Source organism: Paenibacillus sp. FSL K6-1122 (assembly GCF_037977015.1).
GTDB classification, from domain to species: domain Bacteria; phylum Bacillota; class Bacilli; order Paenibacillales; family Paenibacillaceae; genus Paenibacillus; species Paenibacillus amylolyticus.
The window spans coordinates 3,327,980-3,350,376 of sequence record NZ_CP150272.1; the positions used below are offsets into that span (position 1 = coordinate 3,327,980).

Annotated in this window: 14 protein-coding genes; all 14 read left to right on the forward strand. The window is 47.3% G+C overall.

Translation table 11 applies throughout. The features are described 5' to 3' along the window. Positions 1 to 43 precede the first annotated feature (43 nt). The 14 genes from NSQ20_RS15220 (at position 44) to NSQ20_RS15285 (ending at position 22,346) form a co-directional block, all read left to right on the forward strand. Positions 44 to 5,290 carry a S8 family serine peptidase gene (locus NSQ20_RS15220; RefSeq protein ID WP_340032897.1) on the forward strand — a complete coding sequence of 1,749 codons (5,247 nt, stop codon included), beginning with the start codon at positions 44 to 46 and terminating at the stop codon, positions 5,288 to 5,290. Positions 5,291 to 5,545: 255 nt separating this feature from the next. Further along, positions 5,546 to 6,718, forward strand: coding sequence for a GntR family transcriptional regulator (locus tag NSQ20_RS15225; protein ID WP_340033032.1), 1,173 nt, complete (start codon positions 5,546 to 5,548; stop codon positions 6,716 to 6,718). 223 nt (positions 6,719 to 6,941) lie between these two features. Next, complete coding sequence (locus NSQ20_RS15230) at positions 6,942 to 8,243, forward strand: glycoside hydrolase family 125 protein (RefSeq protein ID WP_340032898.1); 1,302 nt, start codon at positions 6,942 to 6,944, stop codon at positions 8,241 to 8,243. A gap of 78 nt (positions 8,244 to 8,321) precedes the next feature. After that, entirely contained in the window at positions 8,322 to 9,701 is a 1,380-nt protein-coding gene (locus NSQ20_RS15235; protein WP_340032899.1) for an extracellular solute-binding protein, read from the forward strand. A gap of 67 nt (positions 9,702 to 9,768) precedes the next feature. Further along, a complete protein-coding gene (locus tag NSQ20_RS15240; RefSeq protein WP_340032900.1) occupies positions 9,769 to 10,635 on the forward strand; it encodes a sugar ABC transporter permease in 867 nt (288 codons plus the stop codon). 22 nt (positions 10,636 to 10,657) lie between these two features. Next, positions 10,658 to 11,482, forward strand: a complete 825-nt coding sequence (locus NSQ20_RS15245) for a carbohydrate ABC transporter permease (RefSeq protein WP_076211825.1) — start codon at positions 10,658 to 10,660, stop codon at positions 11,480 to 11,482. Positions 11,483 to 11,500: 18 nt separating this feature from the next. Then, positions 11,501 to 14,302 (forward strand): alpha-mannosidase, encoded by a 2,802-nt coding sequence (locus NSQ20_RS15250; RefSeq protein WP_340032901.1) that lies wholly within the window; start codon positions 11,501 to 11,503, stop codon positions 14,300 to 14,302. A gap of 244 nt (positions 14,303 to 14,546) precedes the next feature. Further along, positions 14,547 to 15,551 (forward strand): Gfo/Idh/MocA family oxidoreductase, encoded by a 1,005-nt coding sequence (locus tag NSQ20_RS15255; protein WP_340032902.1) that lies wholly within the window; start codon positions 14,547 to 14,549, stop codon positions 15,549 to 15,551. Positions 15,552 to 15,575: 24 nt separating this feature from the next. After that, on the forward strand, positions 15,576 to 16,499 hold the full coding sequence (locus tag NSQ20_RS15260; RefSeq protein ID WP_340032903.1) for an AraC family transcriptional regulator: 924 nt from the start codon (positions 15,576 to 15,578) through the stop codon (positions 16,497 to 16,499). A gap of 12 nt (positions 16,500 to 16,511) precedes the next feature. Further along, the gene (locus NSQ20_RS15265; protein ID WP_062834239.1) at positions 16,512 to 17,609 is read left to right on the forward strand and encodes a Gfo/Idh/MocA family oxidoreductase; all 1,098 of its coding nucleotides are present in this window, start codon (positions 16,512 to 16,514) and stop codon (positions 17,607 to 17,609) included. A 312-nt stretch (positions 17,610 to 17,921) separates the two neighbouring features. Beyond that, positions 17,922 to 18,635 carry a glycosyltransferase family A protein gene (locus NSQ20_RS15270; protein ID WP_340032904.1) on the forward strand — a complete coding sequence of 238 codons (714 nt, stop codon included), beginning with the start codon at positions 17,922 to 17,924 and terminating at the stop codon, positions 18,633 to 18,635. Between the two features lie 188 nt (positions 18,636 to 18,823). Then, the gene (locus NSQ20_RS15275) at positions 18,824 to 19,576 is read left to right on the forward strand and encodes a FadR/GntR family transcriptional regulator (RefSeq protein ID WP_127545888.1); all 753 of its coding nucleotides are present in this window, start codon (positions 18,824 to 18,826) and stop codon (positions 19,574 to 19,576) included. Next, positions 19,573 to 20,784, forward strand: coding sequence for a M20 family metallopeptidase (locus tag NSQ20_RS15280; RefSeq protein WP_076317980.1), 1,212 nt, complete (start codon positions 19,573 to 19,575; stop codon positions 20,782 to 20,784). The genes NSQ20_RS15275 and NSQ20_RS15280 overlap by 4 nt, the downstream gene beginning before the upstream one ends. Next, positions 20,781 to 22,346, forward strand: coding sequence for an ABC transporter substrate-binding protein (locus tag NSQ20_RS15285; protein WP_127545891.1), 1,566 nt, complete (start codon positions 20,781 to 20,783; stop codon positions 22,344 to 22,346). Before NSQ20_RS15280 ends, NSQ20_RS15285 begins: the two co-directional genes overlap by 4 nt. Positions 22,347 to 22,397 lie beyond the last annotated feature (51 nt).

Consider the following 22,397-nt stretch of genomic DNA (forward strand, 5'->3'; position numbering starts at 1 on the left):
TACCAGACTAAATTAAAAAACCGGGTAAAAGGAGTGGAAAAGTTTGATAAAGATTAATCGGTTACGCAAGCCCATCTCCATGGGGCTCTCGCTTCTCCTTGCATTTTCGATCATTCATCCGGTTTCAGCTGAAAACTCCACATCATCCAAATTGGATATGAAATCTGGACTTGCCAAAGTTACGGAATCCAAAGTAAACGCCAAGTTGACCAAAGAATTTGATGGTAGTGAATATGTGACCTATCTGGTGAAAATGAAGGAACAGGTGGATACAGCAGCAGTCTCCAAACAGGCCCTTGAAAAGGCGACCATCGCCAAACAAACGGCTTCAGCCACAAAGCTGTCCGTTCGTAATTCGGTCGTCAGCTCTCTGCGAGAAACAGCCTCGCGTACACAATATCAATTGGAAACTTATCTGGAAAAGGAAGTTGACCTGGGTAAGGTCAAAGAATATAAAAGCTATTTTATCGTCAATTCACTGGCAGTAACGAGTACCAAAGAAGTCATGGAACAGATTGCGCTGCTGCCTGAGGTGGAGAAGATTCTACCGAATGAGACGAGATACTTACAGAAAGCCGAAGTGAGTAAAGAACCAGCGAATGCGGCATCAGGCAAAGATGTTGTCCAAACGCCAACTAAAGACTCTTCAGTCGGAGTCAAAGACAAAGAGCCTGCTGCAAAGGACAAGCTTGCGACAGAAAACGTGGAATGGAACCTGGATTACATCAATGCGCCAGCCGTGTGGGATCGGGGCATCGATGGAACAGGGATTGTTGTTGCCAATCTGGACAGTGGTGTGGATTATACCCACCCGGCGCTTCGCAGCAAATGGCGGGGACTGGATGCTTCGGGCAATATCGTTGATCCCGAACTGAGCTGGTATGATCCGCACAGTAATGCTTCCCTCCCTGCGGACGGAGACGGGCATGGTACGCACACGATGGGTACGATGGTTGGCTCTGAAGCAGATGGAACCAATCAGATCGGGGTTGCTCCCGGTGCGAAATGGATTGGTGTGCGGATATTCAATCCGGAAACAACAGATGCCATTATTCTGGATGGCGGACAATGGTTGATCGCTCCAGTCGATGCGGAAGGTAATCTGCATCCTGAACTTGCACCGGATGTCGTCAACAACTCATGGGGCGGAGGCGCAGGATTGGATGAATGGTTCCGACCGATGGTGCAAGCTTGGCGTGATGCTCAGATTTTCCCGGAATTCTCCGCAGGAAATGTGAGACTGGGTAACCCGGGCGGACCTGGTTCTGTTGCTAACCCAGCCAACTATCCTGAAAGTTTTGCTACAGGAGCAACCGATATCAACGGAAATCTGGCTTCGTTCTCCCTGCTGGGCCCATCCCCGTATGGTGAGATCAAACCGGAAGTATCTGCCCCTGGTGTGAATATCCGTTCATCAGTTCCGGGCGGTGTATATGAGGGAGGCTGGAACGGAACGTCCATGGCAGGCCCGCATACAACTGCGCTTGCTGCACTGCTGCTTCAGGCCAATCATTCCCTTACGGTGGATCAGCTGGAGCAGATCATTACAGATACAGCCACGCCGAGAACGGATAGTCAGTATCCGACCTCTCCTAATAACGGCTACGGTCACGGCATTATTAATGCCCTTGATGCTGTGGGTTCTGTACTCGAAGGGATCGGCACAGTATCCGGCAGAGTGGTTACGGCCGGAGATGATCTGGAAGAGCCGGTACTGGCACATACCCCTGTTAATTCTGCCTTTACAGGCATTGATATACCATTAACTGCTCATGTGACAGATAACGTCGCGGTAGTCTCCGTCGAGGCTTTTGCCAAAACGACAGGCACCAACCAGTATGTCTATCTGCCGATGAACCGGATTGCTGGAGATAACAAAGATGGAACGTATACAGCGACAATCCCTGCTTTTCTTATTGAACCGCAAGGTGTGGAGTATTATATCCGCGTGAACGACTACGGCAACAACGGATTCGAAAGTCAGGTATATAAAGTGGATGTGTCCAATGGTGTTCAGCCAGGATATCTTCAGGATTTTGAAGAAGATCAGCTTGGATTCACGACTGGCGGAACCGGAAGTACCTGGGTATGGGGAGCACCAACCAGTGGTCCTGGAAGTGCATACTCCGGTGACAAGGTGATTGCAACCAATCTGCAAGGAACTTATATGGCGAATAGCAATGCATATCTGCTTGCGCCGCCTATTGATCTAACCGAGAGTGCAGAAGGGGCGTTATTATCCTTCAAGCACTGGTATGACCTGGAGAATAACATCGACTTCGGCAAGGTATACATCGCTTCCGAGGATAGCGATTATGTGTTCCAAGAGCTGTTAACCTTCACGGGTACAGGCGGCAATTGGAAGACACAATATGTGGATCTTCGCGAATACGCGGGACAGCAGGTGTTCATCAAATTCAATCTGACGAGCGATAATTCATTGCAAAAGGCTGGCTGGTACATTGATGATTTCGCTGTAGAAGAACTGGATGAGATTGCTCCGGGCGCTCCTGCCGGATTGTCTGCGACGGCCGATATTCTTGGTAATGTAGCCTTGAGCTGGACTGGTCCGAGCGATGAGGATCTCGAATCCTATGTGGTATATCGGTCCACAACTGCAGGTGCAGGTTATGAATCCATTGGAACTGCAACAGGAACAACGTTTACAGATACGGCTACGGTGACAGATTCGACGTATTATTATACCGTTGCCGCACTTGATTATAGTGGCAATGAAAGTGACAAATCGAATGAGGTATCCATTACAGTAGAGGTGCCTCAGGATATCTACATCGATCATTTCGATGGCAGTGATGATAATGGCTGGACTCATTCAGGAACCAAAGATGAGTGGGAACGCGGTATTCCGGTAACGGGACCTGCCACCGCGGTTTCTCCGCCGAATGTCTGGGCGACTGATCTCGACAATACGTACGAGAGCGGCTCCAACTATTCACTCGTATCTCCGGTCATTGATTTGACGGATGTGTCCGAAGGAACACTTACGTTTAATCATTGGTACGAGATTGAGAGTGGATACGATTACGGGTATGTGGAAGTCACCAAGGATGGTGGAACCACATGGTCAGAACTGGGCAAATTCTCACATAGTACCAACGGTAAACAATGGACACCTGTATTTTATGATCTGGATGCACTTACCGGTAATGAAGTTCAATTCCGGTTCCGCCTGACCTCAGATAACAGTGTTGTGAAGACAGGCTGGTTCATTGATGATTTCCGTGTACTGGGAGTTGCTGCGGAGACGGTAACGGAGGACAGTGCGGTTGTGCTTAACAATGACAAACCAAAACCGTCCTATGATAATCCATGGTACAAAATTTCGCGGACAGACAAAGCGGAATTTAACAAAACGAAACAGCCACAACCGGAAGTTGAAAAACCAGGAACAGGTTCGGTTAATCCACAAAGCCTGCCTGCAAGTGCAACGGTTACCGTACTGGAAACCGGACGTTCGGTGAAGACAGATCCAGCTACAGGCAAGTATAACTTCACACACGTAGCAGGTGATTACACGTTAAAAGCTGAAGCATATGGATATTATCCTCGAACTCAGCAGGTGACGATTACAGATGGCAATGGAGCCAAAGCCAACTTTAATCTGGAAGCAATTCCGCATGGGCAGATTGAAGGTGTAGTAACGGATGAGCGGACAGGACAACCACTGGCTGATGCTTCCGTTCTCGTGGTGGAAGATGCGAATGTAGGTGAAGTTCGCACAGGTTCAGATGGCAGCTTCGATATTCAGGTATTGGAAGGAAGTTATACCCTATCCATCCGGGCTGCAGATTATTACAGTAAAACCGTTACTGTGACAGTCCCTGGTAATGGTACGGCTGAGGCAAATGTTGCCTTAAAACCATTCATCGGTTTCCCTGGGGAAATTGCTTATGATGATGGAACAGCAGAGAACGCACGAGCTTTTAATGCTGCGGATAACGCTTGGGCAGTTCGAATGACACCAGAGCTGGAGACCGCTCAACTGACAGGTGCATCGTTCCGATTCTGGAACACCGAATGGCCTGTACCTGGAGGTACAGCGTTCCAATATGCCGTATATGATGCATCGGGTGCGGGCGGAGCTCCGGGACGGCAACTGGCTGGACCATTTGACGGTACTGCACTTCGTAACGATCAATGGACAACCGTTGAATTCCCAGAACCGGTCATTGTAACGGGTGACTTCTATATCGTGTATGTACAAAGCGTAGCCGGAACAAGTGCTCCGGGACTCGCTACCGATGAGAATGGTACGAATGCTGGTCGAAGCTGGCAGCGTGTAAGCGGAGCATGGAGTACTTCACCGGTAGAAGAAGGCAATTACATGATTCGTGCAGTCGTGAGATATCCGGTAAATGCACCTGTGCTCACAGTACCTGCAAACACGTATACGAATCAATCAACCTTCACTGTGTCGGGAACGTCTCCGGCATCTGGAGCTCAGATCAAGATTTACAACGGCAAGGATCTGGCTGGCACCACAACAGTGGCAAATGGGAAGTTCTCATACGGTGTGAAGCTCCGTTCTGGCATTAATGCGATTACTGCGGAGGCAGTGGTAGACGGTAAAACAACGGACCGTTCACTCCCCGTTGTCATTATTCTGGATCAGACCAAACCACAATTGACGATTCTCACGCCAGCTCAAGGGGATCGCATCAATGCAGAAGTTGTTCACGTAACGGGTAATGTCGTGGAACAATTCCTCGATAAGGTAACCGTTAACGGACAAACCGTACAAGTGGGCAAAGACAGAAGTTTCAGTCACCGTGTATTGGTCAATGAAGGCGAGAACACAATTACCATTACAGCAACCGATATCGCTGGTAACAAAACGACGGTAACCCGCACCGTCTATGTGGAAACGGCGTTGCCAGAACTTAAGAATATTACGCCAGCTGAAGATGTTCGAATCACATCAGGGGAGAGTGTCACCGTTTCGTTTGACAGTAAACCTGGTCTGCAAGCATCTTTCCGTATTCAGTTACCGCTGAATCTGAATGCCCAAGGGGCAGGAGAGATTCCATTGGTGGAGACTGAACCTGGTCGTTATACGGGTACGTACACAACACCTTCATCCCTTGTTCTGGATGGTGGAGTCATTGTGATTCGCGCTCAGGATGCAGCAGGCAACAAAGTAGAGGCGGAAGCAGCTGGACGATTGTTCGTCAGCGCAGCACAAGAACAATCCGTTCCAGAACCAGATTCGAGCCCTGAAGAGAATGGAACGGAAGTGAGTCCACCGTCCGCTGAGGGTCTGCAACCTTAATTATGCAAAGTATGACTTGGATGATAACTGCGTTTTGACCATCTAAGCAAGAAGCCGATAAGCCGAGGTATCAGGGCTTGTCGGCTTTTTGTTGTCTCGATTCACAACTGACGCCTAAGATTAATGAAGCATCCATCGGGTTGCTTTTTCTTTTGCTCTCATATGACAGCAGGTGAGTTGTCTCCTTTCTTCACATTAATGATATAACATGATATATTAGGATGTAGAACATGAGAAGTATGGGTATTTATGGAGGTGCTTGTATTGGGGAAAGATTCGGCATCCAAGCCGATGTATGAACAGATCTTTGAATCCTTGCGTGAACGGATACAGCTTCATCAATATCAAGTGGGTGAGCGTGTTCCTTCGGAGAAGGAATTATGTGATGAATTCGGAGTTAGCCGGATTACAACTAAAAAAGCACTTGAGATGCTGGCAAGTGAACAATTAATTGTTCGTCAGCCGGGACGGGGTTCTTTTGTAGCTGATACGGCAGATGTGTTACAAGAAAGATCTAACAGACCTGCTCCGCGTGCTGCGGTTAAAGATCCAGAAAAGAAGCTGCTCATTGGGCTGGTCATCACTAACTTCAGCGATATGTATGGTACAGAACTGTTATATGGCATGGAAGAAGCTTCGCGAGAGCATGATTGTTTTCTCGTACTTAGACGTTCCTTCGGGATTCCCGAGCAGGAGGAACAGAGTATTCAGGAACTGCTGGAACTGGGTGTGGATGGATTGATTATTTTCCCGGCACAGGGTGAATATTTCAGCGATGAGATTTTAAAACTGGTCGTTAATAAATTCCCGTTTGTCCTGATTGACCGGTACTTGAAAGGAATTCCGGCTTCATCTGTCAGTACGGATAATGTAGGCGCGGCGCGAGAAGGGACGAATTATCTGTTCAACCTCGGTCACCGACACATCGCTTTTCTGACGCAGCCTCCGGCGAACACTACACCGATTGAAGAACGAATTGAAGGAATCATTGAGGCTCATCATGATCAAGGGGTGCTGGTGAACAGGGAACTGTGGTTAGAATCTTTTCTTTCGACACTGCCAAGTGTGTTTGATCCTCAAGTCGAGGTCCGTGATGTGGAGACATTGGTGGAACATTTACAGAAATATCCCCAGATTACTGCACTCTTTGCTGCGGAGTATCATATTGCTTTACTTGCAGAACAGGCAGCGGATCGGCTTGGTCTGAGGATCCCGGAAGATATGTCCATCATTTGCTTTGACAGTCCAAACGCTGCCGAAGGAAGCCGTGTAACCCATATGAGACAAAGCCAGTTTGATATGGGAAAACAGGCATTCGAGATGGTGCTTCAAAGTATGCAGAACAACGAAATGGCAGTGAACAGAGTTGTTTTGCCTGCCCGATTGGTGAAGGGTAAGTCAACGAGTATGGTGAAACAAAAGGGTTAATTATAACAACTTAATATTCATTGTGTTCAATCAGGGGCTTCGTATAAACGAGGCCTCTTTTTGGTGCGGATAAAATGGGGATAATTGCTTCAAATGGTATATTATTTAGTGTCGTTAAATTAAGATAACATGCTAATATACAAATAAATATATTGACATAACATTATATTCGTTTTAGGATGATGAAAGCGGTTAACAAACTGGATTACATAAGGAGGACAACATGCTGACACCCAGAGATGATCAAGAAATTTCTCCCTCAATATACGACATGATTGATCAGGTTAACAAACGTATGCCGGACCATCCGGAACTCAACCAAATGTTCAAAAATTGTTTTACCAATACGATGGCGACTACAATTCAGCGCAAAGAAGATGGAACAACTTTTGTGATTACGGGAGATATTCCTGCCATGTGGTTACGTGATTCTGCTGCTCAGGTGAGACCATATTTGGTTCTCGCTTCAGAGGATGAAGATATCGCCGACATGATCGCTGGACTGGTTGAACGTCAACTGAATTATATTCTCCTGGACCCTTATGCAAACGCTTTTAATGAGACGGAGAGTGGGAAAGGACATCAGGAAGACCTGACGCAAATGAATGATTGGATCTGGGAACGGAAGTATGAGATCGACTCATTGGCTTATCCGATTCAGCTCAGTTATCTCTTGTGGAAGAACACAGGAAGAACAACTCAATTCAATGATACGTTCCGTAAAGCAGCACAGATCATCATGCAGTTATGGCAAGTGGAACAGCATCATGAGACGAAATCACCCTACACGTTCCAACGTCTGGATGCTCCCGAAACCGATACGCTCACCCGAGAGGGACGAGGTACTGAAACAGCCTACACAGGCATGACTTGGTCGGGATTCCGTCCCAGCGACGATCGTTGTGAATATGGTTATCTGATTCCATCCAATATGTTCGCTGTTGTGGCGCTTCGATATCTACAGGAAATTGCTAAAGCCGTGTTCGAGGATGAAACGCTGGCAGCGACTGCTCAGCAGTTGGAGGAACAGATCAACAAAGGTATTCAGGATTATGGCACCGTTGAACATCCGGAATATGGAACCATATATGCCTACGAAACGGATGGGAAAGGCAATCACAATCTGATGGATGATGCCAATGTGCCAAGTCTGCTGTCTTTACCTTATCTCGGATATGTGGAGGAGAACGACGAGGTGTATCAGAATACACGCCGTTTCATTCTTTCCTCGCACAACCCGTATTTTTATGAGGGAACAGCAGCAGCAGGAATCGGTAGTCCGCATACACCGGAAGGGTACATCTGGCATATCGCTTTATCGATGCAGGGGCTGACTACAGAGGATCGCAATGAAAAACTACGATTGCTTCAGCTTATCCATAAGACGGATGCGGATACCGGACTGACCCATGAAGGTTTTTCGGCCAACAATCCACATGAATATACACGTCCATGGTTTTCATGGTCCAACATGCTCTTTAGTGAACTGATTATGGATTATTGCGGATTCCGCGTACAGAAATAGATAGGGAAGCAAGAGATAACCTGCGAGTACATTATAACGTTCGGAGTTCGTTAAATTCCGACAAGAGGAGAGCGAATCATGAGAAAAATATCATTGAAAATGCCGATAGCAGCAGTTATGACATCCTTGCTCATTCTTACTACAGCCTGTTCGGGCGGAAGCTCAAGCACAGGCACAACCAGTGATGGCAAGAAGGAAGTAACTGTATCGTTCCGTTCTTCAGGATCTGAAGATACACTTACGAAATTCTTCCAATCAGGCTTGGTGGATCAATTCGAGAAAGAAAACCCGGATATCAAAATCAACATTGCGCCTGTACTGGCAAGTGAAGGCGATTATACGTCCAAAATGGTTCTGCAAATGAAATCCCCGGATACGGCACCGGATGTCATTGCTGAAGATACATCCATCATCAAATCCGATGCTGCTGCGGGATATCTGGAGCCGCTGGATACACAGGTTCAGGGATGGCCCGATTGGGAAGAACACATCATCGACAACCTGAAGGCAGGGGTTACCGGAGAAGACGGCAAAGTGTACGGCGTTCCGGCTACCTCGGATACACGCGGAATCTGGTACAACAAGGAACTGTTTCAACAGGCAGGACTTGAAGTTCCGTTCAAACCTGCAAGCTGGGCAGAAGTGCTCGAAGCAGCACGTACGATCAAGCAAAAACTGCCGGGTGTGACACCACTTAATATGATCGTGGGCAAAGCAAACGGTGAAGGTGTCACCATGCAAACACTGGAAATGCTGCTCTATGGTACGGCGGACACGCTGTATAACGACACCAGCAAAAAATGGGTCGTGAACAGCCCGGGGCTGCTGGATTCCTTCAAATTCATAGATCAAGTGTTTAACACGGATAAAACAGGTCCAACCATGCAGGTTGCCCTGAATGGACAAGCTGGCAGTATTGCATTCCAGCAACAGTTTCCGCAAGACAAACTGGCGATGGCTGTAGATGGTAGCTGGGCAGGTTCGACATGGGCCGAGAACGGTGCTGCTCCAATCGCCAACGTTGAAGAAAAAATAGGTTTTGCACCATTCCCGACACAAAATGGGGAAGAACCTGGAGCAACTACGATGTCTGGAGGATGGGCTTGGTCTGTTCCTGCACAAGCGAAGAACAAGGAAGAAGCTTGGAAATTTATCGAGTTTCTGATGAATAAGGAAAATGCGACTGCTCGTGTAATAGCGGAAGGCAGCCTCAGCCCACGTAATGATTCCACAGAAGTTGAAGGTTATACGGATCGTCCTTATACCAAAGAAGCACAGGAACTCTTGAATGTGGCCCACTTCCGTCCAGCGAACGATCAATATGCAGCGGTATCCGCACAATTGCAAAGCATTGTTGAGAGTATTGCCTCTGGCAAGCTGACGCCGGAAGAGGGAGTTACACAATTGAAGGACAACGTATCCCGTTCCCTTGGCGCGGACAGCATCGAAGAGAAATAAGGATATCGATATATTCGGAGGGGGAGGCACAATCTCCCCTTTTTCCGGTTCGAATGGAGAGTGACTTATGAAAAGGAAAGCACCAGGTTCATTTCTGTTTCTCATGCCTTCCGTACTGTTATTACTTGTGTTTTTCATTGTTCCCATCATTCTGACGATCTGTTTTGCCTTTACGAACATGGCTCTGACCGGGTCGGCAGCCAAGAGTTTGGAGTTTGTCGGATTCCAGAATTTCATTAATATGTTCCATGATCCGGATTTCCGGATTAGTGTTTGGCGCACGCTGGTTTTTCTCATCTTCTCCGCAGTGATTGGTCAGGTATTGCTTGGGTTCATTCTGGCTCTTCTAATGAAGGAGAAAAATGTGACCTTCCGCCGGGTCATCGGCATCATCGTCATTGCCGGTTGGGTGACACCCGAGATTGTTGTGGCATTCTGTATGGTCGCCTTTTTCAGTGACAATGGTTCATTGAATCAGATCCTCGGCTGGTTTGGAGCGAATCCAGTCTCCTGGTTGTTCAGTTTCCCTATGGTGAGTGTCATTATCGCGAATATCTGGCACGGCACAGCCTTTTCAATGATGGTCTATCAGTCGGCACTGGATGATATCCCGAAGGAAGTTGAAGAAGCTGCGATTATTGACAGTGCCACCGGGTTCCAGATTGTCAGACACATTACGATTCCAATGGTAAAAGGGTCCATCGTGACCAACATGATGTTGGTTACTCTACAGACACTGGGTGTTTTCACGCTGATCTATACGATGACCGGTGGTGGCCCGGGTACTTCGACACAAACCTTGCCGATATTCATGTACAATCAGGCCTTTGTGAACTATCAGTTTGGATACGGCACAGCCATATCTCTGGTTCTGTTGTTCATCGGTATTATCGCCAGCCTGTTCTACATGCGATCCATGAAAGTGAAAGTGTAACCATGAAGGAGGTTCGATCCCTATGGTCAAACATGGGCTTCAACGCAAAATCCAGTACGGGATTCTAGTTTTTCTAGGGCTCTGTTTTTTATTGCCGCTGCTCTGGATCATTCTGGCTTCATTTGACCCGAACGCGCAACAGGGCATCAAAATGCCCAGTACCTGGACCATTCAAAATTTCAAGGATGTACTAGGGGATTCGAGCAATCTTCGTTCATTCGGTGTAGGCCTGATTCTGTCGGGAGGGCAAGCGATATTGGTTGTACTGGTATCTGTTCTTGCTGCGTATCCTTTATCCCGTTATGAAATGAGATTCAAAAAAAGCTTCCTGTTATCGATTCTGTTCATGACAGCTCTACCGATTACTGCCGTGATGGTTCCGGTATTTCAGATGTTTCTGTTCTTCAAAATGCAAAATAGCATCATCGCCACGATGTTGTTCCTGACCGCATCCTCACTTCCTTACGGCATCTGGATGATGAAAAATTTCATGGATTCGGTGCCCATTGATCTGGAAGAATCGGCATGGATTGACGGAGCGTCCGTATGGAACGGATTGAGACGAATCGTGGCTCCGCTGATGTTGCCAGGTATTGCAACGATAGCGATATTTACCTTTTCGGGAAGTTGGGGCAACTTCTTCGTGCCATACATCCTGCTCCAGACACCGGAGAAACTCCCGGCATCAGTCACGATTTATCAGTTCTTTGGCAGCCACGGTATGGTTGAATACGGCAGATTGGCTGCATTTTCACTACTTTATACAATGCCTTCGGTTGTGCTATATATTTTCTCCCAGCGTTACATGTCCAAGGGCTTCAGCATGGGCGGGGCAACCAAAGGTTAATGACAGGAGGTACGCTACATGACAACCAAAAAGACGGCACATCTCATCTCGCATACCCATTGGGACCGCGAATGGTATATGCCTTATGAACACCATCACGTATTGCTCATTGAGCTGATGGATAAACTGCTGGACACGCTTGATCAGGACCCCGAATATCGCTATTTCCATCTGGATGGGCAGACGATTATTCGTGAAGATTATTTGCAGGTTCGGCCCGAACAACAGGAGAGGCTCGACCGTTATATTCGTGAAGAACGCATTCATTTTGGCCCATGGTATGTGTTACAGGATGAGTTTCTGACCAGCAGTGAGGCCAACTTGCGTAATCTGCTCATCGGTCATCGTGATGCTCGACCTTTGGGTGTGATATCCAAGACGGGATACTTCCCAGACTCGTTCGGAAATATGGGACAGGCACCGCAGATTCTGCAACAGGCGGATATTCATAACGCGATCTTCGGGCGTGGGGTGAAGCCTACGGGATTCAATAATGCCGTGGTTGATGCAGACAGTTATGAATCTCCCTATTCTGAGATGATCTGGCGTTCGCCGGATGGTTCGGAAGTGCTCGGCATTTTGTTCGCGAACTGGTACTGCAATGGGATGGAAGTTCCGGTTGATTCGGAGAAAGCCCGAGCCTATTGGGATAAAAATCTGGCGGATGCCGAGAAGTTTGCCTCGACTCCCCATCTGTTGTTCATGAATGGTTGTGATCATCAGCCGATCCAGATGGATCTGCCAGAGGCTTTACGCACAGCAGCTGCGTTGTACCCTGACGTGGAATTTATCCACTCCAATTTTGACGATTATATTGAGGCGGTTACGAAGGAAGTCCCTGAGCATCTGGCGACCATTGAGGGTGAGCTTCGCAGTCAGCACACGGATGGTTGGGGAACACTGGTGAATACGGCATCCGCACGGGTTTATCTGAAACAGTTGAACCAGCAGGGGCAGACGTTGCTTGAAAAAGTAGCCGAACCACTGGCCGCCATGGCCCATATAGCCGGGGTAAAAGATTATCCGCATCATCTATTGACGCATGCATGGAAGATGCTGATGCAGAACCACCCACATGATAGCATCTGCGGATGCAGTGTCGATGAGGTTCATCGTGAGATGGTGACCCGCTTTGCCAAGAGCAGACAACTTGCAGAGAAATTGGTTTCCCAGAGCGCGCAGGCGATTGCTGAGTCCATTCGTGTGCAACCTGCTGAGGCTTGGGGAGAGGAAGCGGTGCTGTTCACCGTGTTCAACACGAGTGGGTGGAATCGAAATGGAATCATTGAGATGGATCTGATTGTGGACAAAGCATTTTTCCCGGAAGGTCCTAACCCTCAGGCACTTGCGCAGAAGGTGGAAAAAGATGCACTACCAGTGTATCAGCTGGTCGATTCGGATGGACAAGTGTATTCGGCAGAAATTAACGATCTGGGTGCACATTTTGGCTATGAACTTCCGAAGGATCGTTTCCGACAACCTTATATGGCTCGTAAAGTAAGAGTGACTTTCCAGGCGGTGGATGTACCTTCGCTGGGATATAAGACTTATGCTCTCATTCCAGTAGAGAAGCAAGCAGAGAATGTTGAGATTGTAGAAGTGCCCGATACGAGCGAACTCATCCAGGTGCAGGGAATGATGATGGAGAACGGTCAATTGCGAGTGACGGTTGAAGAGAATGGTACGGCTACAATTGAAGATAAGGTCTCCGGTGCTGTATACAGGGGATTAAATTCATATGAGAATACCGGTGATATCGGCAATGAATATGTCTACCGTCAACCGGAGGGAGAGACAACGCTGAACACGGAGCATCTGAAGGCGGACCTGCGGATTGTGGAGCAGTCTCCGTATCGGGCAGTTATGCAAAGTGTATTACGCTGGGATATTCCTGCTGGAGCAGATGAACTGTTCGAGCTGGAGAAGCGCCAAATGGTTCCTTTTACAGAACGGAAGGCACAGCGAGTCGAGAACACTGTTCCCTTGGTGATTACGACAACGTATACGTTGGAAGCGGGCAGTAATATGGTCAAGGTAAAATCTGACTTTAACAATCAGGCCAAGGATCATCGACTGCGTGCATTATTTCCATCCGGACTGGTGACAGAGGAGCATTATGCAGATTCCATCTTTGAAATTGCAAAACGCTCCAATACACCGGCCAAAGAATGGGTGAATCCGAGTAATGCACAGCATCAGCAAGCATTTGTACATGTGACCGATGGTGATCACGGGTTGATGATTGCGAACAAAGGGCTGAATGAATACGAGATTTTACAGCATGAAGAGGGCAGTACGATTGCGGTTACGCTGCTGCGTGCCTCTTCGGAACTGGGAGATTGGGGTGTGTTTGAAACACCGGAAGCCCAATGTCTGGGACCTCAGAGTGTGGAATATGCGATTATTCCATTTGCGGGCGATGCTGCACAGTCAGGTGCATGTGCATCCGCATACGTGTATCCGATTCCGTGGACGACTGTACAGCAAGGGGCACTTGCGTATACATTTGAGCGAGAAAGTCATGCCGGTGCCGATGGGTACAAGGTGGAACTGCCTCTGTCGAAGCAATGGCTGGCATGGAATGCACAAGGTTCGTCACTAGCCTTCTCCACATTGAAGATCGCAGAGGAAACCGGAGATTTGATTGCTCGCTGGTATAATCTGAACTCCGAACCCGTTGAATTGAACGTACAGCCTGGATTCGAAATAGCCTCCGTCTATGAGAGCGATGTGCTGGAACGGGTTAAGGGCAAGTTGGAGGGGCATAGCCAGAAGGTATCCGGGTACAAGATTGTTACACAAGGTTATGCGATACTTTGAGTTGATTATTGAATATCATAATTATAGAAACCTCCTGGTCACGGTAGCGTGGACAGGAGGTTTTTGTTGTGTGCTCCGTTATGTAAAATATATCAGGGATTTGGGCAAGTGTATAAATGTCTAATAACATTCATGTCGTGATTTTATACATTTATTGTCGCGAGTTTCTATTAAAAATAGATTAAGTCTGTGATAACTTATAGATAAATGTCAGAATATTATATAGTATGGAGGTAAGACAACAGTGACCATTCGAATTGGAAAAATTAGCTTGTGGCATGTTCACGCATGGGATTACATCAAGCAGGCACAGGAACATGAGGATACAGTCATCGCCGCTGTATGGGATGAAGATGCCAAGCGTGGTCAGGAAGCGGCTGAACGTTTAAACGTACCATTCTATGCTTCACTCGAAGATATGTTGGCCAAGGATGACATCGATGCCGTTATTGTAGATGCGCCAACTCGCATCCATGAAGATGTGATCACCGCTGCTGCAAAAGCAGGTAAACACATTTTCACGGAGAAAGTTATTGCGTCGACACAGGTGGAATCCAACAGAATCCTTAATGAGGTAAAGGCAAACAAGGTCAAGATGACAGTCTCCTTACCGCGTCTGAATGCAGGATATACGCTAACGATACAGGATGTGCTTAACCAAGGATTACTTGGTAAAATAACTTATGTAAGAGCGCGTTTATCGCATGATGGAGCGACTTCGAACTGGTTGCCTGAACACTTCTATAATCTGAAGGATTGTCAGGGCGGTGCACTCATTGATCTGGGTTGCCATCCAATGTATCTCGCCAAACTGTTTCTTGGTCAGGAAGTAACTGCGGTTAACGCCAACTTCGGATATATTACAGGCAAAGAAGTGGAAGATAATGCCGTTGCAACCTTGTTTACGGATTCTGGAGCAGTCGGCGTTGTTGAAGCCGGTTTTGTGAACAGCCATTCTCCATTTACGATTGAGGTTCATGGTACGGAAGGTACACTTCTGTACGGAACACCCGAAGAAAAGTTATTGATTCGCACGAAAGCAGCACAGGGACAATATGATGACTGGACTGAACTTCCTTTGGCAGACCAAAGAGAAAGCGCATTCAATCAATGGGTTGCACATATACAGAATGATACGGATGCAACTGAAAACGTGCAGATCGCTATGGAGCTTACCCGTTTGATGGAAGCAGCGAATCTCTCTGCCAAAGAAGGGCGCAGAGTTGCTCTCGATGAGTTGAAGGGTTAGGTTTTATTAAGGAGGTGTGCAATCTTGAGCCTGTATCCTTATGAGAAAATGCTTGAACGGCAGGATCTCCTGGAGAGACTGGATATTCTAATGGTTTGGGGACATTATGAGATTCGCGTGATGCGATTTCATCTGACTTCTTTTCCAGCGGGCCGAGTTGTGGATTTCCATAATCATGCAGAGTTTGAGTTTCATTTTATCCCAAGAGGTAAAGGCAAAGTTATTCTCGATGATCAGACACATGCACTCTCGGAAGGTATGCTGTATTTGACTGGACCGGGTGTCGTTCATTATCAGGAGGCTGATGCCAAAGAGGACATGGATGAACTATGTCTTCATGTGGATATCGTTCACAAGCCAAGGGAACATATCGATCCCTGGGAAGCAGCAGAATCCGAGGAAACGATGGAAAAGCTGAGAACGCTTCCGCTTACTCCGGTGAATGATTATCATCGTGCAATGCATTGTTTTTTGGAAGCCTACGAGGCATGTGATCAGAAATTGTTAGGTTATTATACATCGATCAAGCAACTGGTCATCAGCATATTACTTAAAACCGTGCGAGCATACGACACCGGGGGGAATCGACCGGAAGCCCCTGTGCGGGATATGTCGGTGTATCGCTATGAGTATGCAGTGCAGTATATGGAGGCGAATCACCCTTCAGTGGTCACGCTGGAGCATGTAGCTGAGAAACTTCATATTAGCAGCAGACAATTGCAGCGAATCTTCTACCAAGTACAGCCGGAGATACCGTTCAGCCGTGTACTGGAGGATATTCGTCTGCGCGCCGTGTGCCGCAATCTGGAGGAAAGTAACGTATCCATTGAACAGATCGCACTTGCTTCAGGATTCAATAATGCCAACTATTTGCATGCTGTATTTCGCAAACGTCTGGGGATGACCCCGTCGGCTTTTCGTAAAATGAAACAACCAATACTTAAGTGAGGGTGAATATATATGAGTAAAGTATATCGTATCGGAATTATTGGCTGTGGCGGAATCGCGAATGGTAAACATCTGCCGAGTCTGAGTAAATTGGATAATGTTGAACTGGTGGCTTTCTGTGATATCGTTCAGGAACGTGCGGATGAAGCCAAACAGAAATATGGTACTACTGAAGCCGAAGTCTACACGGATTATCAGGAATTGCTCAAGGATGAGTCTTTGGACATTGTGCATGTGCTTACGCCGAATATTTCTCATGCCGAGATTTCTATTGCTGCCCTGGAAGCGGGGAAACATGTCATGTGTGAAAAGCCAATGGCGAAGACATCTGCTGAAGCACAGCTCATGCTGGAAGCGGCAGAACGTACCGGCAAAAAACTGACTATCGGATACAACAACCGTTTCAGAGAAGACAGTCAGTATTTGAAGAAGGTGTGCGAAGCAGGTGACCTGGGTAATATTTATTTTGCCAAAGCACATGCGATTAGACGTAGAGCAGTACCAACATGGGGTGTTTTCCTGGATGAGGAGAAACAAGGTGGCGGCCCATTGATTGACATTGGTACGCACGCACTTGATCTGACGCTCTGGATGATGGATAACTATCAACCAAAAGTTGTGCTGGGTACGACCTATCATGAGCTTTCACAACGTGAAAATGCGGCCAATGCCTGGGGCCCGTGGGACCCAAAACAATTCTCCGTAGAAGACTCGGCCTTTGGCATGATTGTGATGGAGAATGGGGCAACGATCATGCTGGAATCCAGTTGGGCACTGAACTCACTGGATGTGGATGAGGCGAAATGTAGCTTGAGCGGTAGCGAAGCGGGTGCGGACATGAAGAACGGACTGCGCATCAATGGTGAGAAATTCAGCCGTCTATACACCAATGAGATTGAACTGAGTGCAGGCGGGGTAGCTTTCTACGATGGTAAGAGCGAGAGCGCACCGGATGTTGAGATGAGAAAGTGGATTGAAGCGATTGAGAACGATCAGGAGCCGGTGGTCACACCGAAACAAGCACTGGTTGTATCTCAAATCCTGGAAGCACTCTATGAATCTGCTCGCACAGGCAAGGCTGTATACCTGAATAACGCTAGCGAAGCATAGAAAAGGCTTAAAACAATAGATTAGAGAACCCTTTGTCCTGTTATTTGGGGCAGAGGGTTTTTGGTGTTTTGGATACTAGGGCGTATCTGAAAACTCCGAAGGAAGCAGATTTTGCCGAATTTTCGTTCCAAGCCAGGAAGTTTTCCGCAGGCGTGCCGGGGCACGTCAAGGGAAAGTGACGCAGCAGGGGGCGAAAAGGCGGTAAAAGATGCACTTCAGCGAGTTTTGAGACACGCCCTAGCTATTGGTCCATACCAGACTCTATTTCGGCACATATGATGAGAGAAAAATGAGCTGAAAAGAGGGTATGTCTTGACTAAACACAGAACGGGTCATGGTGTTTCCATTGTTGTATGTACCAATCGGCCACAATTTTTTGACAACATCCTGCAAAATTACAGTCGGCAGCGTTATAAAAGCAAAGAACTGATCATTGTCCTGAATCATGACAGTATGAATCTGGCATTATACCAAAACCGGGTTCGGAATCTTGCCAATGTTCATGTATATCAAGTTCCGGAGAGCATTTCCCTAGGACAAAGCCTGAACGCTGGCATGACAAGGGCGCGCTTTTCGCTGATTGCCAAATTTGATGATGATGACTACTATTCGCCGTATTATTTAACAGAGCAGGTGAGAGAACTTAGACGGACCAAAAGTGATATTGTGGGTAAACATTCGTGCCTGGTCTATTTGGGCGCATCCAAGACATTGTTGGTCAGATCTCCTGCTGAAAAAAATAAACCGGTTGAATTTGTACAAGGGGGCACTATTTTATTCAAAAGAGAGATCTTGAAAAAAGTCCGCTTCACGGACCGTTCAATAGGGGAAGATGTAACCTTTCTCAGACAATGCAGGAAAAGAGGGTTCAAAGCGTATGCGACCTCTCCTTATAATTATGTCTATCACCGCAGACAGAACAAAAAGAGTCATACCTGGAGAGCGGATGACAGCTTTTACCTGAGGGGAAGCAAAAAACTTGCAGTTACAGAGGATTTCAGACCCTTTGCCAATAAGAAGTTATAGAGGAGAATAACGAAAGCGAAGATGCATCTGCTGCGTGTAGATGCGTCTTTTTTGTGCCAAAATGCTTCAATTTGGAGGTGATTAGAAAAAAAATATGAATTTACTTGAAAAAAAGTATTGCATATAAGTTTAGTCGGAATTATATTAATGGTATAAGGTCTAGACCATATACAGATCGGAGTGTTTAGATGTCCAGTACGTTTTCATTTCGTTTTGAGAAAGTATCTACCAAAAAGGTTAGTGAATTCATTAGGGAACAACTGGAAGAAGCCATTATTTTGAAAGAATTAATGAGTGAAGAACAGCTTCCAGCCGAGCGAGATCTGGCAGAGATTTTTAACGTAAGCCGGATTACTGTTCGCGAGGCACTCTCTTCACTGGAAGAGAAAGGCTTGATAGAGAAAAGGGTGGGTGCCAAAGGCGGAACATTTGTACTGCCTCTGACAGCCAATTCGCATAAACGGACCAGAGAAGAAATTAAACGGGATTGGTCACAGATGCTGAAGGTGTTCGAATATCGAACCATCATCGAGCCAGAGGGAGCTTTTCTCGCTGCTGAGCGGATCACCGCAGGCGAACTGGAGTTGCTTGAGGGTTACATGGAGCAAAGTATAGAGCCAGACTGCACAAGGGAATGGTTCAGGGCGCTGGATGTGAAATTTCATCTAACCATCTCCAAGGCTTCGGGGAATCCATACTGCGAGAGAGCCGTCAGACAGATCCGGACGAAAATTAATCCGGCGCTTGACTTGATGCCTTATGATGACCGGATACGTACCGTCAACCACGGTGTACATATGGAGATTCTTGAAGCATTGAAAGCCCATGATAGCACTAAGTCTAAGGAGACGATGAAAAGGCATATCGAATTCTCAGCGGATGCAATCTATGCCCGTTTGGTTTCTGAATCGGACAAAAATGAAGGGAATGACAGCAAATGAATCGTTCAGAACTAATACAGCTGGCTCAGCCACTACAAGCCCAGTTAAGTGCTTGGCGCAGAGATTTACATGAGCATCCGGAGATCGGTTATGAGGAGCATCGCACATCTGCTATCGTAGCTGAGCATCTGGAAAGCCTGGGGTTGGAAGTTACACGCAATGTCGGACAGACCGGGGTTACAGGCCTGCTTCGCGGAGAGACCGACGGACCAACCTTTGCTTTGCGCGCAGACATGGATGCCTTGCCAATCCAGGATCAGAAAGCGGTGGAATACCGTTCGCAAGTAGAAGGCAAAGCGCATCTGTGTGGGCATGACGCTCACACCTCCATCCTGATGGGAGCCGCCCAACTGCTTACTGGTCTTGGAAGACCGAAGTCAGGCAACATCAAATTTATTTTCCAGCCAGCAGAAGAGGGACTTGCAGGTGCAAGAGCCATGATCCAGGACGGCGTTCTGGAGAATCCAAAGGTTGATGCCATCGCAGGATTACACATGACACCTGGACAGGACACGGGAACCTTGGGCGTAAGTCAGGGCGTTGCTTTTGCATCAGCTGATCCCTTGATTATCAAGGTGTTTGGCAAGGGTGGCCACGCAGCTCGTCCGCATGAGGGTATTGATGCAATCGCGGTATCCGCTCAGGTCATCACCGCATTGCAAAATATCGTCAGTCGGATGGTTGATCCACTTGAACCGGCAGTAGTCACGATTGGCAAAATCACGGGAGGTTATATGGGAACAGCCATCGCCCCCGAAGTGGAGATGATCGGTACGGTTCGTACACTCTCACCTGCCATTCGTGAGCGGATGCCAGCTCTGATCGAGCAGGTTGTTAAAGGGGTCTGTGATTCATTCGGAGCAGGATGCGAAGTTGTCTACGGCGATGGATACCCTGTTGTCGTGAATGATCTCGGCATGGTTGACCTGCTAACAGAGACTTGTGATCAGGTTAATGCGGAGAAGGGATGGACTTATATCAAACCCTCCACAGGGGGCGAGGATTTCGCGTTTTATTGTGAACAGGTTCCGGGTGTGTTTTTCAGACTAGGATCTGGGAATGATGAGGAACGTACTCGCTATCCACTCCACCATCCCATGTTTGATCTTGATGAGACAGCGATGCCTTATGGTGTGGGCATGTTGTCTGCAGTGGCACTTGAATTTTTGGCACGGAATACAACTTCTGAGGGGGAGCAATCACAATGAAAAAAAGACAATGGACAGGCTTGTGGATCACGTTACTGGCAGTCGTAATGGTACTCAGCGCTTGCGGAGGAAAATCGACAAGCACAAATGATGGTTCCGCAACAGAAGGAACGGGCAGTGGAAGCGCAAGTACAACACTGACCGTTGCTGCGGCAACCGATATTGAGAGTTTTGATCCGCACAACAACAACAATACTTCCAGTGAGGCGGTTCTGGTCAACGTTTTTGATTATCTGATCAAAAATGACAGTGAACAGAAAAAAGTTGCGGGACTTGCGACATCATGGGATCAAGTCGATGATACAACGTGGAGATTTAAGCTGCGTGAAGGTGTTACCTTCCATAATGGCGATCCATTCACTTCAGCAGATGTAAAATACACGCTGGAGCGCGTAGCCAAGGACGAGACACTGAAACAAAACAGTTATTTCAAAAATATCGTAGAAGTTAAAGTGGTGGATGACTATACCGTAGATATCATCACAGATGGTCCAGATCCGTTGCTCCTGAACCGTCTGTCCAAAATGGGAGCAGGCATTCTGCCAGCAAAATATATTGCGGATAAAGGATTCGATGCTTTCCTGAAACAACCAGTAGGCACCGGCCCTTATAAGTTCAGTAAATGGACCAAAGATGATCGTGTGGAACTAGTAAAAAACGAGAACTACTTTGACGGTGAACCAAAATGGAATGAAGTGGTATTCCGCGTTATTCCTGAAGCCTCCACACGTGTATCCGAATTGCTTGCTGGTGGTGTAGATGTGGCGTCTTCCATTCCCTCCACTGACATTGCCCGGATCGAAGGCGAAGCAGATAAGAAGATTGTCAAAGCGCCAATCCAGCGTGTGCTTCAGTTGATATTCCGTCAGACAGAAGGTAGCATCACAGCTGATCCGAAAGTACGTGAAGCGATTGACCTGGCTATCGACAAACAAGGGATCGTGGACAGCATTGCCGGCGGAGCAGGTATCGTAACCCGCACATCCGTAACACCAGGCAACTTCGGTGCTGATCCTTCATTGTACAAAACATCACTTTATGATCAAGCAAAAGCCAAACAGTTGCTGCAAGAAGCTGGCTATGCGGAAGGTGAAGCCGAGATGACTATCTCCGTTTCCGCACAATACAAAGAACAGGCTGAAGTTGTTGCAGCAATGCTGGAACAAGCCGGATTCAAAATCAATCTGGATGTCCTGGAAGCAAGTGCATTCAGTGAACGTTACAGCTCCAAATCATTCAAAGAAATCTTCATGATTGGTATTGGTAACTCCTTGTTCGATGCTTCGAATAACTACAATCGTTATATGTTGGAAGAAGCAAAAGGCGAGTCGGATTACAACAACCCTGAAGTAGAGAAACTGCTTCAATCGGCATTGGTGAACATGGACCCTGCGTCTCGTGAGAAAGAGTATCAGCAAGTACAACAGATCTTCTCTGAAGAACGCCCAGCCGTATATCTGTACCAAATGGAAGGTGTCTACGGAACAAATGCTAAAGTGAACTTCGCGCCACGCAGTGACGAGATGTTCTATGCTGACGAGATTACACCTGTTGCACAGTAACATCGGGTATAACAACCGGTCATTGAAAAGATAGGCCGTGAACGGCAGGGA

What these genes read in the sequence shown, in the direction of transcription:
- NSQ20_RS15230 (WP_340032898.1), top strand. Translation starts at nt 6,942, where the DNA reads ATGCTGACACCCAGAGATGATCAAGAAATTTCTCCCTCAATATACGAC.
- NSQ20_RS15235 (WP_340032899.1), top strand. Translation starts at nt 8,322, where the DNA reads ATGAGAAAAATATCATTGAAAATGCCGATAGCAGCAGTTATGACATCC.
- NSQ20_RS15240 (WP_340032900.1), top strand. Translation starts at nt 9,769, where the DNA reads ATGAAAAGGAAAGCACCAGGTTCATTTCTGTTTCTCATGCCTTCCGTA.
- NSQ20_RS15245 (WP_076211825.1), top strand. Translation starts at nt 10,658, where the DNA reads ATGGTCAAACATGGGCTTCAACGCAAAATCCAGTACGGGATTCTAGTT.
- NSQ20_RS15250 (WP_340032901.1), top strand. Translation starts at nt 11,501, where the DNA reads ATGACAACCAAAAAGACGGCACATCTCATCTCGCATACCCATTGGGAC.
- NSQ20_RS15265 (WP_062834239.1), top strand. Translation starts at nt 16,512, where the DNA reads ATGAGTAAAGTATATCGTATCGGAATTATTGGCTGTGGCGGAATCGCG.
- NSQ20_RS15275 (WP_127545888.1), top strand. Translation starts at nt 18,824, where the DNA reads ATGTCCAGTACGTTTTCATTTCGTTTTGAGAAAGTATCTACCAAAAAG.
- NSQ20_RS15280 (WP_076317980.1), top strand. Translation starts at nt 19,573, where the DNA reads ATGAATCGTTCAGAACTAATACAGCTGGCTCAGCCACTACAAGCCCAG.
- NSQ20_RS15285 (WP_127545891.1), top strand. Translation starts at nt 20,781, where the DNA reads ATGAAAAAAAGACAATGGACAGGCTTGTGGATCACGTTACTGGCAGTC.